A 14,696-nucleotide genomic window follows, 5' to 3' on the forward strand; every position below is an offset into this window, starting at 1 on the left:
CGCACCGGGCGCCCGGTCCGCGGGCGGGCCGTTGCCGGCCGCCGCCAAGATGCTGTCATTGCCGAAAGCCTCGTCCATCTGGCGCCAGGGCAGGCGGGATCGCCACCCGCGCCCGGCGTGCATGGTGTCATAGACACGATTAAGGATGATGAATAGAGAAAAACAACGATGGATTTTTGATAAAACTGTCGCGATGAGCTGGCAATGTCGCGCCGGGAGTGCCGCGTCAGGCGGTGGCCTACAGCGAGCCGCAGTCCGGTTGGGACTGCGGCTCGCTGTCGCTCATTGTTCCCGGCGCGGCTTCACGTCGCCGGGCGTGTCCGCCAGTCGGCGATCCGCTCTATCCCTCCTTCCGGCACGTGGAATGCCGGGCCGGCCATGCGCCGATGGCCGGCGTGTCCCGACCGGCGCGTCCCGGTAGGCGCGTCCCGGTAGGCGCGTCCCGGTAGGCGCGTCCCGGTAGGCGTGTCCCGGTAAGCGTGTCCCGGTAGGCATGTCCCGACCGGCACGTCCCGACAGGCCCCTTCCGTGCCGCTCCGGGCTCTGCCAGCCTGCGCCGCATGACACCGCGCGCCCGTGCCCTGGCCTTCTGCGAACGCTTCGGCCTGCGATTGCCCGTCGTGATGGGGCCGATGGCCGGGGCCTCGCCGCCCGCGCTGGCGGCGGCGGTGGCGGATGCGGGGGGCCTCGGCGGGCTCGGCGCGTTGCAGATGGGGCCGGCGGCGATCGCGGCCTGGGTCGCGGAATTCCGCGGCCGCTCCAACGGCGCCTTCCAGATCAACACCTGGATCCCGGACCCCGCGCCGGCGCGCGACGCGGCGGCCGAGGCGCGCATGGCGGCGCTGCTGGAAGCGCACGGGGCCGCGCCGGGCGCGCTGGAAGGCCCCTTCGTGCCGGATTTCGACGCGCAATGCGCCGCGATCCTCGCCGCCGGGCCGCCGGTGGTCTCCAGCATCATGGGGGTCTGGCCGGCCGCCTTCGTGGCCGAGCTGAAGGCGCGCGGCATCCTGTGGATCGCCGCCGTCACCTCGCTGGCCGAGGCGCGGCAGGCGGCGGCGGCCGGGGCGGATGCGCTGGGCGTCGCCGGTGTCGAGGCGGGCGGCCATCGCGGGGCGTTCGACGCCGGCAAGGCGGCGGGGCAGGGGGGCACGACCTTCGCCCTGGTGCCGCTGATCGCCGACGCGGTCTCCGTGCCGGTGGTGGCCTCGGGCGGCATCGCGGACGGGCGCGGGCTGGCGGCGGCGCTGGCGCTGGGTGCCTCGGCGGCGCAGATCGGCACGGCGCTGCTGCGGACGCCGGAGGCGGGGACCAACCCGGTCTGGGCCGAGGCGATCGGCCGGGCGCTGCCGGAGGACACGGTGCAGACGCGGGCCTTCTCGGGTCGGCTGGCGCGGGCGATCCGCAGCGAGTGGACCGAGGCGGTGGGCGATGCGGCGCTGCCCTACCCGTTGCAGCGCGCCGCCACCGGTCCGCTGCGCGAGGCGGCGGCGAAGGCGGGCGATGCCGGGCACATGCAGATGTGGGCGGGGCAGGCGGCAAGCCTGGCGCGGGCGGAACCGGCGGGGGAGGTGGTGCAGCGGATGTGGGAGGAGGCTTCGGGGATCCTGGCCTGAGCCAGGACCGGGCCTCCACCCGTCCGACGCGGTGCGTCCGACTCCGCAAGGGGCGCCGCCCCTCATGATCCCCGCCGGGGGCGAAACCCCCCGTTCGGTTCCGAGCCCTGCAGGTTCAACGGGCGAGGCCGTAAAACGAAGAGAGGTGCAGGAGGGCCTCGCCCTCCTGCCGGATGGGGTTCGGGGAAGGCAGCGCCTTCCCCGGTGCCGGCGCCTGCCGTGAGTCCGCCCTATTCCGCCGGTACCGCCGCCTCCATCCGCCGCTTGCGCGTGAAGCGGTGCGCCAGCCCGTCGAAGGCAAGGTAGAGCACCGGCGTCACGAACAGCGTCAGCAGCTGCGAGACGGCGAGGCCGCCGACCACGGCGAGGCCGAGCGGCTGGCGCAGCTCGGCGGCGGCGCCCCAGCCGGCGGCGATCGGCACCGCGCCGGCAGCGGCGGCGAGGGTGGTCATCAGGATCGGGCGGAAGCGCACGAGGCAGGCTTCGCGCACCGCGTCGAAGGCCGGGATGCCCTGGCGCTGCCGTTGCAGCGCCACGTCCACGATCATGATGGCGTTCTTCTTGACCAGCCCCACCAGCAGCAGCACGCCGATCACGGCGATCACCGAGAGGTCCATCCCGAACAGCCAGAGCGTCGCCAGCGCGCCCAGCCCGGCGGCGGGCAGGCCGGAGAGGATGGTGAGCGGGTGGATCAGGCTCTCGTAGAGCACGCCGAGCACGACGTAGACGATCAGGATCGCCGCGATCAGCAGCGTGCCCTGGCCGGCGAGCGCCTGCTGGAACACCTGGGCCGAGCCGGTGAAGCCGGTGCTGACGGTGGGCGGCAGGCCGAGCTCCCGCTCGGCGGCGCGGATGGCGTTCACCGCCTCGCCGAGCGAGACGCCGGGGGCGGTGTTGAAGCCGATCATCACCGCGGCGAGCTGGCCGGAATGGCCGACGGTGAGGGGGCCGGAGCGCCGCTCCAGCGTCGCCACGGCCGAGAGCGGCACGAGGCGGCCGGTGTTGGAGCGCAGGTAGAGCTTGCGCAGCCCGTTCTCGTCGCGCTGGTCCTCGGGCAGCGCCTCCAGGATCACCGGGTAGGCGTTGGCCTGGCCGTAGATGGTGGAGATCTGCCGCGCGCCGAAGGCCGAGAACATGGCCTGGCGCACCTGGTCGACGCTGACGCCGAGGGCGGAGGCGCGGTCGCGGTTCACCACCACCTGCACCACGGGGCTGTCGAGCTGGGTGTCGGTGTTGACGTCCTGCAGGCCGGGGATGTGGCGCAGGTGCTCGGCCATGCGCTCGGCCCAGTCGTACATCTCGTCCGGGCGCAGGCTCTGCATCGTGTAGAGGTAGAGGGTGCGCGACTGGCGGCCGCTGAAGTTGAAGTTCTGGATCGGGTTGATGAAGACGCGCAGGCCGGGGATGCGGGCGACGTCGCGGCGGAGCTGCTGGATCACCGGCACCACGCCCGGGCGCTCGTCGCGCGGCCTGAGCTGCACGAACATGCGGCCCTGGTTGATCGAGAAGCTGCCGCCGCCGGCGCCGAGGTTGTGGGTGACGGCCTCGACATAGGGGGAGCGGGCGATGATCGCCGCCGCCTCGCCCTGCATCTCGGTCATGGCGGCGAAGGAGGCGCCGCGCGGGCCCTCGGTGTTGATCGAGAGCAGGCCGGTATCCTCGATCGGGAAGAAGCCCTTCGGGATCGCGATCACCAGCCAGGCGGCGAGGGCGAGGGAGGCGAGGAAGGCGAGCCAGACCACGGCGCGGAAGCGCAGCGCGAGGTCGAGCAGGAAGCGGTAGCCGCCCTCGATGCCCTGGAAGCCGCGCTCCAGCACCCGGTCGAGCCGCGAGGGCTTCGGGTGGGCGGGCAGGCGGCTGGCCATCAGCGGTGTCAGGGTGAGGGAGACGGCGCAGGAGGCGAGCACGGAGAGGCTGACCGTGGCCGCGAAGGCGTTGAAGACGCGCCCCACCACGCCGCCCATCAGCAGGATCGGCAGGAACACCGCGATCAGCGACAGGGTGATGGAGAGGACGGTGAAGCCGATCTCGCGCGAGCCGCGGATGGCGGCCTGGAGCGGCGGCACCCCTTCCTCCATGTGGCGGACGATCGCCTCCAGCACCACGATGGCGTCGTCCACCACGAGGCCGACGGCCAGGGTGAGGCCGAGCAGCGTCACGTTGTCGATGCCGTAGCCCAGCGCGTACATCAGCCCGAAGGTGACGCAGAGCGAGATCGGCACCGCCACGGTCGGGATGATGGTGGCCGAGACGCGGCGCAGGAACAGGAAGATCACCAGCACCACGAGGCCGATGGCGATCAGCAGGCTCTCCTGCACGTCGTGCACGGCGGCGCGGATGGAGGTGGAGCGGTCGAGCAGCGTGCCGATCTCGGTGCCGGGCGGCAGGGCGGCGCGCAGCGCCGGGATGGCCTCGCGCACGCCGTCCACCACCTCCACCGTGTTGGCGTCGGGCTGGCGCAGCACGGCGAGCACCAGGGCGCGGTCGGTGCCGCGCCAGGCGGCGAGACGCTCGTTCTGCACGCCGTCGGCGGTCTGCGCCACCTCGCTCAGGCGCACCGGCGCCTCGGGGCGGCCGGCGATGACGAGGTTGCCGAAGGCGGCGGCATTGGGCGGCTGGTCGTTGGCGCGCAGCGTGAGCTGCTGGCGCTGGCCGCTCAGCACGCCGACCGGCGTGGACGAGTTCGCCGCGGCGATGGCGTTCTGCACCTGCTCGAAGCTCATCCCCATGGCCGCGATGCGGTCCGGGTCGAGGCGGACGCGGACGGCGTAGAGCTGCTCGCCCCAGGTCTGCACCTGCGCGACGCCGGGCACGCGCGAGAGGGCGGGGCCGACCACGGTGCTGGCGATGTCGTTGAGCTGGTAGAGCGGCACGTCGCCGCCCGAGAGGGTGAGCAGGATGACGGGGGCGTCGGCCGGGTTCACCTTGCGGTAGTAGGGCGGGACCAGCATCTCCACCGGCAGCTTGCGCTGGGCACGGGTGATCGCCGCCTGCACGTCCTGCGCCGCCGCGTCGATGTTGCGGTTCAGCACGAATTGCAGGGTGATCTGCGTCGTGTCCTGGCCGGAGGTGGAGGAGATCTGGTCGATGCCGGCGATGGTGGAGAATTCGCGCTCCAGCGGCAGCGCCACCGAGGTCGCCATGGTCTCCGGGCTGGCGCCGGGCAGGTTGGCGTAGACGGTGATGACCGGGAAATCCACGCGCGGCACCGCCGCCACCGGCAGGCTGAAATAGGCGACGATGCCGGCCAGCACCGCCGCGGCGGAGAGCAGGCTCGTCATCACCGGGCGGCGGATGCAGAGCTCGGAGAGGTTCATCGTCTCATCCCTCGCGCCGGTCCCTCGTGCCGGCCCGGGCCTGCCCGGCGGCGCGGACCCCCGGAGGCGGATTTCCGGGGGGCGGCTGCACTGAAGCGTGGTGATCGCGGGCCGGTCGGAAAAGGCGTCCCGGCCGCCGTATCGTCGGGCGTGTCCCCATCGGCCGGCACCGTCGGCTTCCGGTTCGGCTCGGCGGGGCTGCGGCTCAGTTGGCCCCGACCGCGCCGGCGGCGCTGGAAAGGCGCTGCGGCCGCCGCTCGCTGGCGGCCATGCCGTCCGAGAGACGCTGCGCGCCCTCCACGATGACCTTCTCGCCGGCGGCGAGCTGGCCGCGCACCACGGCGTGGTCGCCCACGGTGCGGCCCAGCTCCACGCCACGCCGGCGGGCGATGCCGTCCGGCCCCAGCACGTAGACGAAGCGCCCGGCCTGCCCGACCTGCAGCGCGGCGGAGGGAACGGTGATGGCGTTCTCCTCGTAGCGCGGCACCATCGAGACCTGCACGTAGCGGCCCGGCCAGAGGCGGCCATCGGCGTTGCCGAAGCGCGCCTTCATGACAACCGTGCCGGTGCCGGCATCCACGGCGCTGTCCACGAAGATCAGCCGGCCTTCCGCCGGCGGGTCGGTGTCGCCGTCGGCCTGGGCGCGGACGGTGGGGGTGCCGGCGCGCATCGCCGCCTGCACCTCGGGCAGCCAGCGCTCGGGCACGGCGAACTGCACCAGGATCGGGTCCATCTGGGTGATGGTGCCGAGCGAGGTGTTGTCGGCGGCGCGGACGTAGTTGCCGGGCCGCACCGGCAGGCTGCCGAGGCGGCCATCGGCCTCGGCGACGATGGTGGCGAACTCGATGCTGAGGCGCGTCTGCTGGATCAGCGCCTCGTCGGCCTTGATGATGGCGGCGGCGGAGGCGGCGTCGGCCACGGCCTGCTCCAGCCGCTGCTGCGCCGCGTAGCCCTCGCCGCGCAGGGACTGGTAGCGCACCGCGTCGGCCTGGGCGCGGGTGAGCAGGGCGCGGTCGCGCTGGAGCTGCGCCTCCTGCTGCGCCAGCAGCGCCTGGTTCAGCCGGGAGTCGATGGTGAAGAGCGGCTGGCCGCGCTTGACCGTCTGCCCCTCGACCACGTGCATGCGCTCGATCTGGCCGTCGACGCGGGTGCGGATGGTGACGATCGCCTCGGAGACGACGTTGCCGTTGGCGATGATCTCGACCGGCACGCGGCCGACCTCAACCGGCGCGGTGGTGACGGGCACGCCGATGGGCGCCGGGCGCGGCGGCTGGCCGGGCTGCGCTCCCGAGGCAGCCCCCGAGGACGCCGCCGAGGACGTCGCCGGAGACGCCCCGGCCGGAGGAGCGCCCGACTGGGCCATGGCGGGGCCGATGCCGGCGCGGCCGGTCAGGAAGGCCGGCAGGGTGACGGCGAGTGCCGCGACACCCATGCCGCCGAGCAGAACCGCCAGTCGGCGTGTCGTCATGGCCTCCTTGGCACTCCCATGGCAGACCCTTGGGTAAACCCGTGGGCAGTCCCTCGCATTCCCGGACGCCGGCATCGCCGTTCCGCCGCCGCTGCCCGTCGGCCGGGGAGGGCGGGGCGGTCGGCGGCTGGCGAAGGTCGTGGCGGTGGGTGGGCGGCGGGTGGCGCCTCATGCTGCCTTGCCTCCCAGGCCGGGACAACACGCCATCATGTGTCGTTTTGCAACAACGAAGCATGAATTTTGGCGTCCCGGTGCGGCCCGGCCCGGCCCGCCGGCAGGCCGACCCGGGCGAACCGTGTCACGCGGGCGTGAGTCCGGTTGCGGACCGGGAAACGGGGCACGGGCGCTGCGCAACGCTCCGACATCGTGGCAACATGGCGCGCCAGCACGCTGTGGCGCGGTCATGTGCGGCCGCCCGGGGGAGATGAAGAGGATGAAGCGACCGCTCTGGGTCCTGCTGCTGCTCGCCCTGTTCGCGGCGACGCTGCCGCCGGGGCCGGCCGCCGCCTTCGACCTGCCGGGCCTCTCCGCGGATTCCAACGCCTACTGGTCCGAGATCCGCCGCCGCAACCCGGCGGGCGGCGCCACGTCGCAGCAGCGCGCGCAGATGGAGCAGCGCGCCGCGACGGCCGAGCGTGCCGGCAACTGGACCGCCCTGGCCGGGGCGCTGGAGGACCGGCTGGCCGCCGGGCCGGTGACGCCGGAGCTGTGGCTCGCGCTGGCCCGCGCGCAGCTCCGGCGCCAGCCGCCGGAGGCGAACCGCGCCCTGCAGGCGGCCTGGAAGGCGTTCGAGGCGGCCGCCGCCGGGCCGCCGGAAATTCCCTCGCTGCAACTGATGGCGCAGGCGCTGCAATTGCTCGACCGGCCGGTGCAGCTCGTCGAGACCTGGAGCGCGCTGGTGGAGCGCGACCCCGACAATGCCCGCTTCCAGGCCGCGCTCGCCGAGGCGCGGCGCAACGCCGGCATGCTGGTGCGCAACGTCCGCACCGATTCCGACGCCGAGCCGGCGCGCGCCTGCATCGGCTTCCTCACCCCGCCGGCCCGGCGCCAGGACTGGCAGCCGGCCGACTGGGTGCGCACCGAGCCGCCCGTGCCGGGGCTCGCGGTGAACCGCGAGGGCGACGCGCTCTGCCTCGTCGGCCTGCCCTACGGGCGCACCACGCAGGTGACGCTGCGCGCCGGCATGCCGGGCGAGGACGGCCTGCGCATCGCGCGCGACATCCCGCTCTCCGTCAGCATCGGCAACCGCACGCCGCGCATCGCCTTCGACAACCGGACCTTCATCCTGCCGCGCGGGCAGGAGCCGCGCGTCTCCGTCGCCACGGTGAACGTCTCGACGCTGAGGCTGCAACTGGTCCGCGTCACCGAGCGCAGCCTGGTGCCGCTGCGCAACCAGTGGCGGCTCGGCCAGACGCTGGAGAGCTACCAGGCGGACGACGTCGCCTCGGATTCCGGGCGGGTGATCTGGGAGGGCCGCGCCGACATCCCCGGCTTCGAGGCCAACGCCACCCGGCGCACCGCCCTGCCGCTGCCCGATGCGGTGCGCGACGCCGGGCCCGGCCTCACCATCCTGGTCGCCCGGCCCGGCGACGGCACGCGGGGCAACGACGACCCGCTGGTCGCGGTGCTGCCGCTGATCTCGACCGATCTCGGGCTGGTGGCGTGGCGCGGCGCGGACGGGCTCGCCGTGCAGGCGCGCGGCCTCGGCGACGCGCGGGCGCGGCAGGGCGTGCGGGTGACTCTGCTCGCCCGCAACAACGAGATCCTGGGCGAGGCGACGACCGACGCGAACGGCCTCGCGCGCTTCGGCGCGCCGCTGCTGCGCGGCACCGGGCCGGGGGCGCCGGTCTCCGTCCATGCCGAGTACGGCGAGGGGGCGCGGGCCGATCTCGCGCAGCTCGACCTCGACGAGGCGGCCTTCGACCTCTCCGACCGCGGCGCCACCGGCCTGCCGCATCCGGGGCCGGCCGACGTGTTCCTGTGGCTCGACCGCGGCATCTACCGGCCCGGCGAGACGGTGAACGTGGCCGGGCTGCTGCGCGACGGCGGCGGCGCGCCGCTGGCCGGCTCCTCGGGCGACCTGCCGGTGCGGCTGCGGGTGAGGCGGCCGAACGGGCAGGTCTTCGCCGAGACGGTGCCGCCGCGCGTGCCGGGCGCGGCGGTGGTGTGGCCGGTGACGCTTTCCGCCACCGCGCCGGCCGGGCAGTGGACGGTCGAGGCGCTGATCGACCCGAACCTGCCGGCCGTCGCCAGCACCACCTTCCGCGTCGATGCCTTCGTGCCGGAGCGGCTCGCCGTGACGCTCGGCCCGGCGCCGGGGCCGATCGTGCCGGGGACCACGCTGAACCTGCCGGCGAATGCGCGCTTCCTCTACGGCGCGCCGGGGGCGGGGCTGACCGGGACGGCGGAGCTGCGGCTCTCGATCGACCCGGAGCCCTTCGCGGACTGGCGCGGCTGGTCCTTCGGGCAGGTCGATGAGCGCTTCGCGCCCGACCTCGTCACCATCCCGATGCCGGCGACCGACGCGCAGGGCAACGGCACCGTGCCGGTGCGGCTGGACCGGGCGCCGGACACGACGCACCCGCTGCGCGCCGATCTGCGCCTGGACGTGGACCAGCCGGACGGGCGGCCGAGCCGGGCCTCGATCCAGCTTCCGGTGCGCGCGCCGGGCAACCTGATCGCGGTGCGGCCCGGCTTCCAGGGCGATGCGGTGGACCAGGGGAACGAGGCCGCCTTCGAGATCGCCGCCGTCAGCAACGAGGGCCGCGCGGTGGCGGCGCCGCTGAAGCTGCGTCTGGTGCGCGAGCGTTCCTCCTGGCGCATCGTGGTGCGCGACTCGCTGGCCCGCTACGAGACGGTGTACCGCGACGAGCCGGTGGACGCGGCCGATCTGCGCCCCGCGCCCGGCCGGCCGGCCCGCTTCGCGCGGCGCCTGCCCTTCGGCCGCTACCGGCTGGAGGTGACGGACCCGAACGGGCTCGCCCTGACCTCGCTGCGCTTCTACAGCGGCTGGGGTGCCGCGGCGGAAGCCTCCGACGCGCCGGACCGCGTCGAGGTCAGCACCGACCGGCAGGGCTACGCGCCGGGCGACCGCGCGCGGGTCCACATCCAGGCGCCCTTCGCCGGCCGCGCCTCGGTGGCGGTGCTGACCGACCGGCTGGTCTCGCTGCGCGAGATCGACGTGGCCGAGGGCGGCTCGGAGATCGAGGTGCCGGTGGACGGCGCCTGGGGGCCGGGCGCCTATGTCGCGGTCACGGTGTTCCGGCCCGGCGGCGGGGCCGCCGACAAGTCGGCGGGACGGCCGGGACGGGCGCTGGGTCTCGTCTGGGTGGGGCTCGACCCGGCCTCGCGCCGGCTCGACGTCGCCATCGAGGGCGAGCAGCGCGTGGCGCCGCGCCAGCGTATTACCATCCCCGTGCGGCTCGCCGTCCCGGGCGGCGGTCCAGGGGGAGGAACATTGCCGGCCGGGGCGATGCTGACCCTCGCCGCGGTGGACGAGGGCATATTGCGCCTGACCAATTTCGCCACGCCCGATCCGGTGGACCACTATCTCGGCCGCCGCCGGCTCGGCCTCGACCTGCGCGACGACTACGGCCGCATGATCCCGCCCGCCGAGGGCGAGGCGACGCGGCTGCGCCAGGGCGGCGACGACATGGGCGGCGACCTCGGCATCGAGATCCCGCAGCGCACCGTGGCGCTGTTCTCCGGGCCGGTCGCGGTGGGGCCGGACGGGCGCGCCACGGTCACGCTCGACATCCCGGATTTCAACGGCGAGCTGCGGCTGATGGCGGTGGCCTGGGCCGGCGACCGCGTCGGCGCCGGATCGCGGCCGCTCACCGTGCGCGACCCGGTGGTGGCCGAGGCGCTGCTGCCGCGCTTCCTGGTGCCCGGCGACGAGGCACGGCTCAACGTGCTGCTGCACAACATCGACCTACCGCAGGGCGAGGTGGTGGCGCTGGTCTCGGTGGGCGGCGGCCTGGAGCTGGCGGGGGCGGGGCGGCTCTCGGCCAACCTCGCGCCCAACGCCCGCGCCCTGCCGAACACGCGGCTGCGCGCCGTCGCGGCCGGCGAGGGCACGGTGCGGCTCGCCGTGACCGGGCCGGGCGGCTTCCAGGCGGAGCGGGAGTGGCGGATCACCATCCGCTCCTCGCGCCCGGCGGTGACGGAGGTGGCCTCGGCCGAGCTTCAGGGCGGGCGCGAGACGCGGCTGGTGCCGCCGACCGAGCGCTTCCTGCCCAACACCTGGCGCGCCTCGGCCGTGCTCGGCGGCGCGGTGCGCTACGACGCGGCGGCGCTGCTGCGGGCGATCGAGCAGTACCCGTTCTTCTGCGTCGAGCAGGCGGCGAGCCGGGTGCTGGCGCTCGCCCTGCTGCCGGAGGAGGGGATCGGCGGGCAGGACCGGCTGGACCGGCTGAACCGCGCGGTGAACTTCGTGCTCGACCGGCAGCGCTACGACGGCACCTTCGGCCTGTGGTCGGCGCAGGGCGAGGAGTCGCCCTGGGTGACGGTCTATGCCGTCGAGGCGCTGCTGCGCGCGAAGGCGGGCGGCGCCATCGTGCCGGAGATGCCGCTGAATCAGGCGCTGCGCGCGATCGAGGAGGCGGTGGAGGAGGCGGAGACCGACAAGCCGGAGGACCGCGCCGTGCAGGCCTACCGGCTGCACGTCATGTCGCTCGCCGGCCGGCCGCGGCTCGGCGCCGCGCGTCGGCTGCTGGAGGATCTGGAGCACATCCCGACGCCGCTGGCCCGTGCCCAGCTCGGCGCCGCCTTCGCCCGCGCCGGCGACACGCGGCGCGCCGAGCAGGTCTTCGCCGCCGCGATCGACGCGCCGGCGCGCCGCCCCTGGGCCTTCGACTACGGCAGCGCGACGCGCGACAGCCTCGCCGTGGCGCTGCTGCTGCAGGAGTCGGGCGTGCTGCCCGACCGGCGTTCCGCGCTGCTGGGCCGGCTGCCGGGCCAGGAGATGACGGCCAACAACACCAGCACACAGGAGCAGGCCTGGGCGGTCGCGACGGCCGCCATGCTCGGCCGCGACGGGCTGCCGGCGCGCGCCGCGATCGACGGCGCCACCCTGCCGGAGCGGCCGGTGATCAGCGTCTCGCTGAGCGGCCCGGCGACGCTGCGCAACCTGGGCGACACGCCGCTCTGGCACAGCACCTCGGTGACCGGGGTGCCGGTGCAGCCGGCGCCGGCGGCGCGGGCGGGGATGCGGCTGACGCGGCGCTTCCTCGACCTCAACGGCCAGCCGCTGAAGCTGGAGGAGCTGCGGCAGAACACCTCCTTCATCCTGTTGCTGGAAGGCCGCGCCGAGACGGGCGAGACGCACCAGGCGCTGGTGCAGCAGGGGCTGCCGGCGGGGTGGGAGATCGTCTCGCGCCTCGGCCCGGGCGAGGTGACGGGGATGCCCTGGCTCGGCACGCTCTCCGAGCCCGCGGCGCAGCCGGCGCTGGACGACCGCTACGCGGCGGCGATCGACCTGACGCCGGAGGAGCCGGCCTTCCGCGTGGCGGTCAGGCTGCGGGCGGTGACGCCGGGGCGGTTCGAGTTGCCGGGGGCGGATCTGGCCGACATGTACCGGCCGGTGGTGTTCGCAAGGCAGAATTCGGGGCAGATCACGGTGCGGCCGGCGGAGTAGCGGGGCAGGCTGCGCCTTCCCCGGACCCCATCCGCCTGGGGAAGGCGCCGCCTTCCCCGGACCCCATCCGGCCTCTGGGGAAGGCGCCGCCTTCCCCGGACCCCATCCGGCCCCTGGGGAAGGCGCCGCCGCCCCCGGACCCCATCGGGCCCGTGGGGACGGCGCCGCCGTCCCCGGCCCCCATCCGCCTGGGGACGGCGCCGCCGTCCCCGGCCCCCATCCGCCTGGGGACGGCGCCGCCGTCCCCGGCCCCCATCCGCCTGGGGACGGCGCCGCCGTCCCCGGCCCCCATCCGCCTGGGGAAGGCGCCGCCTTCCCCAGACCCCATCCGGCAAGAGGGCGAGGCCCTCCTGCACCTCTCCTCGTCTTTCGACCTCGCCGGTTGAACCGTACGGGGCCGAAAGCAAACGGGGTTTCCAAAGGGGCTTCGCCCTTTGGCGGATGGGTGCAGGGAAGGCGGCGCCTTCCCTGCCGGGGTCCGGGGCGGAGCCCCGAAAAGGCCCCGGCATCAGGAAAGGCCCAACGCGCGTGTTCCGCCGCCTCGTCCTTGCCCGCTGCGTCGCCGTGGCCGTCCTGCTGGCCGCCGGGCTGCTGGCGCTCGACCGGCTCTTCCCGCCCGATCTCTCGCGCCTGCGGGCCACGGGCACCGAGGTGCTGGACCGCGAGGGCCGGGTGCTTTCCGTGCTGCCCGCGCCCGGCGGCGTCTGGCGGCTGCGGACGGGTGTCGAGGACGTGCCGCCGCATCTCGTCGCCATGCTGGTGGCGGCGGAGGACCGGCGCTTCTACGCGCATCCCGGCGTCGATCCGCTGGCGCTGGCGCGGGCGGCCGCGCAATGGGTGCGCGCCGGGCGGGTGGTGTCGGGCGGCTCGACCCTGACCATGCAGGCGGTGCGCCTGCTGGAGCCGCGGCCGCGCAACCTGCGCGCCAAGGCGATCGAGGCGCTGCGCGCGCTGCAACTGGAGGCGCGGTTCGACAAGCGCGAGATCCTGGGCATCTGGCTGACCCTGGCGAGCCAGGGCGGCAACGTCGAGGGCGTGCGGGCCGGGGCGCTGGCCTGGTTCGGGCGACCGGCGGCGCGGCTCGATCCGGGGGAGTCGGCGCTGCTGGTGGCGATCCCGCGCCACCCGAACCGGCTGCGGCCCGACCGGCACCCCGAGGCGGCGCGCGCGGCGCGGGACGACACGCTGCGCCGGCGCGCCTTCCTGGCCGGGGACGTGACCGAGTGGGACAACGAAGCCGCCTTCGCCTCGGCGGTGCCGTCCGTCCGGCAGCCCATGCCGCGCCTCGCGCCGCATCTCGCGCGGCAGGTGGCCGGCGGCGCGGCGGGGCGGGCCGTCACCACGCTGGACGCCCCGTTGCAGCGCGCGGCGGAGGCGGTGGCGGCCGGGGCGCTGCGGGAGCTGCCCGAGCGGGTCACCGTGGCGCTGATCGTGGCCGAGCTGCGCTCGCGCGAGGTCCGCGCGCTGGTGGGCGGAAGCTGGGGCGACGAGTCGCGTGCCGGGTCGCTCGACCTGAGCCGGGCGGTGCGCTCGCCGGGCTCGGCGCTGAAGCCGCTGCTGTACGGGCTGGCCTTCGAGGCGGGGATCGTCGCGCCGAACACCGTGGTCAGCGACCTGCCGCTGCGCTTCGGCACCTACGCGCCGGAGAATTTCGACCACGGCTTCGTCGGGCGGGTGACGGCGGCCGAGGCGCTGCGCCTGTCGCTGAACCTGCCGGCGGTGGCGCTGCTGGACCGGCTGGGACCGATCCGCTTCGCCGAGGCGCTGAAGCGCGCCGGGGCGCCGCCGCGCCTGCCGGCCGGGGCCGATCCGTCGCTGCCGCTGGCGCTGGGCGGGGCGGGGACGACGCTGCGGGAGTTGGCGGGCGTGTACGCGGCGCTGGGCGATGGCGGGCGCGGCCTGCCGCTGCGGGCGGTGGCGGGGGATGGCGACGCGGCACGGGGCAGCGTCGCCGGAACGGCGCGGGGCGACGATACCGGAACGGCGCGGGGCGACGATACCGGAACGGCGCGGGGCGATGCCGCCGGGACGGCGCGGGCGGTGCTGGAGCCGGGGGCGGCGGCGATGCTGGCGGGGGTGCTGGTGCAGCGCTTCCCGGGCGGCGGGCCGGCGGGCATCGCCTGGAAGACCGGGACGAGCTGGGGTGGGCGCGATGCCTGGGCGCTCGGTTTCGACGGACGGCACGTGGCCGGGGTGTGGATCGGGCGGCCGGACGGGACGCCGATCCCGGGCGCGACGGGGCGCGACCTGGCGCTGCCGCTGCTGGCGCGGCTGTTCGCGCTGCTGCCGGCGGCACCGCTGGAGGCGGCCGCGCCGCGGGTCGCCTCCGCCGTGCCGGGGGCCGAGGCGCCGGACCGGCTGCGTCTGCTGTTCCCACCGCCGGGCGCGGTGCTGGCGGAGGGCGGGACGGTGACGCTGCGTGCCTCGGGCGGGCGCCGGCCGCTGAATTTCCTGGTGGACGGGATCGCGTTGCCGGCGGAGCGGGCGAAGCGGGAGGCTGGCTGGCTGCCGTCGGGGCCGGGGCGGTACCGCGTGACGGTGCTGGATGCGGACGGGGTCTCGGCGCATGCGGAGGTGCGGGTGCGGCCGCGCGACGCGCCGGCGGCGTCCGACGGGTTGCCGACGGCGCGGCTGGTCACGACGCCATCGGGGAGGCCGTGAGA

At 75.3% G+C, this 14,696-nt stretch carries 5 protein-coding genes; 3 read left to right on the forward strand and 2 right to left on the reverse strand.

Translation table 11 applies throughout. The annotated features are described in order from the left end of the window. The first annotated feature begins 560 nt into the window (after window positions 1-560). On the forward strand, window positions 561-1,613 hold the full coding sequence (locus tag M0638_RS04185) for an NAD(P)H-dependent flavin oxidoreductase (protein ID WP_282571825.1): 1,053 nt from the start codon (window positions 561-563) through the stop codon (window positions 1,611-1,613). A 230-nt stretch (window positions 1,614-1,843) separates the two neighbouring features. Here M0638_RS04185 and M0638_RS04190 read toward each other — a convergent pair whose 3' ends face one another. Together M0638_RS04190 and M0638_RS04195 are read right to left on the reverse strand one after the other, a co-directional pair. Continuing rightward, window positions 1,844-4,930, reverse strand: a complete 3,087-nt coding sequence (locus M0638_RS04190) for an efflux RND transporter permease subunit (RefSeq protein WP_248665703.1) — start codon at window positions 4,928-4,930, stop codon at window positions 1,844-1,846. Window positions 4,931-5,135: 205 nt separating this feature from the next. Then, the gene (locus tag M0638_RS04195; RefSeq protein ID WP_248665704.1) at window positions 5,136-6,398 is read right to left on the reverse strand and encodes an efflux RND transporter periplasmic adaptor subunit; all 1,263 of its coding nucleotides are present in this window, start codon (window positions 6,396-6,398) and stop codon (window positions 5,136-5,138) included. A gap of 433 nt (window positions 6,399-6,831) precedes the next feature. Between M0638_RS04195 and M0638_RS04200 the strand changes: the two genes are divergently transcribed. Both M0638_RS04200 and pbpC read left to right on the forward strand, forming a co-directional pair. Then, the gene (locus M0638_RS04200; protein WP_248665705.1) at window positions 6,832-12,033 is read left to right on the forward strand and encodes an alpha-2-macroglobulin; all 5,202 of its coding nucleotides are present in this window, start codon (window positions 6,832-6,834) and stop codon (window positions 12,031-12,033) included. 528 nt (window positions 12,034-12,561) lie between these two features. Further along, window positions 12,562-14,694, forward strand: coding sequence for a penicillin-binding protein 1C (gene pbpC, locus M0638_RS04205; protein ID WP_248665706.1), 2,133 nt, complete (start codon window positions 12,562-12,564; stop codon window positions 14,692-14,694). Window positions 14,695-14,696 lie beyond the last annotated feature (2 nt).

Origin of the sequence: Roseomonas acroporae (assembly GCF_023223525.1) — a bacterium.
GTDB lineage: Bacteria > Pseudomonadota > Alphaproteobacteria > Acetobacterales > Acetobacteraceae > Roseomonas_E > Roseomonas_E acroporae.

Coding starts and splice junctions, on each gene's coding strand:
- M0638_RS04185 (WP_282571825.1), top strand. CDS start 561: ATGACACCGCGCGCCCGTGCCCTGGCCTTCTGCGAACGCTTCGGCCTG.
- M0638_RS04190 (WP_248665703.1), bottom strand. CDS start 4,930: ATGAACCTCTCCGAGCTCTGCATCCGCCGCCCGGTGATGACGAGCCTG.
- M0638_RS04195 (WP_248665704.1), bottom strand. CDS start 6,398: ATGACGACACGCCGACTGGCGGTTCTGCTCGGCGGCATGGGTGTCGCG.
- M0638_RS04200 (WP_248665705.1), top strand. CDS start 6,832: ATGAAGCGACCGCTCTGGGTCCTGCTGCTGCTCGCCCTGTTCGCGGCG.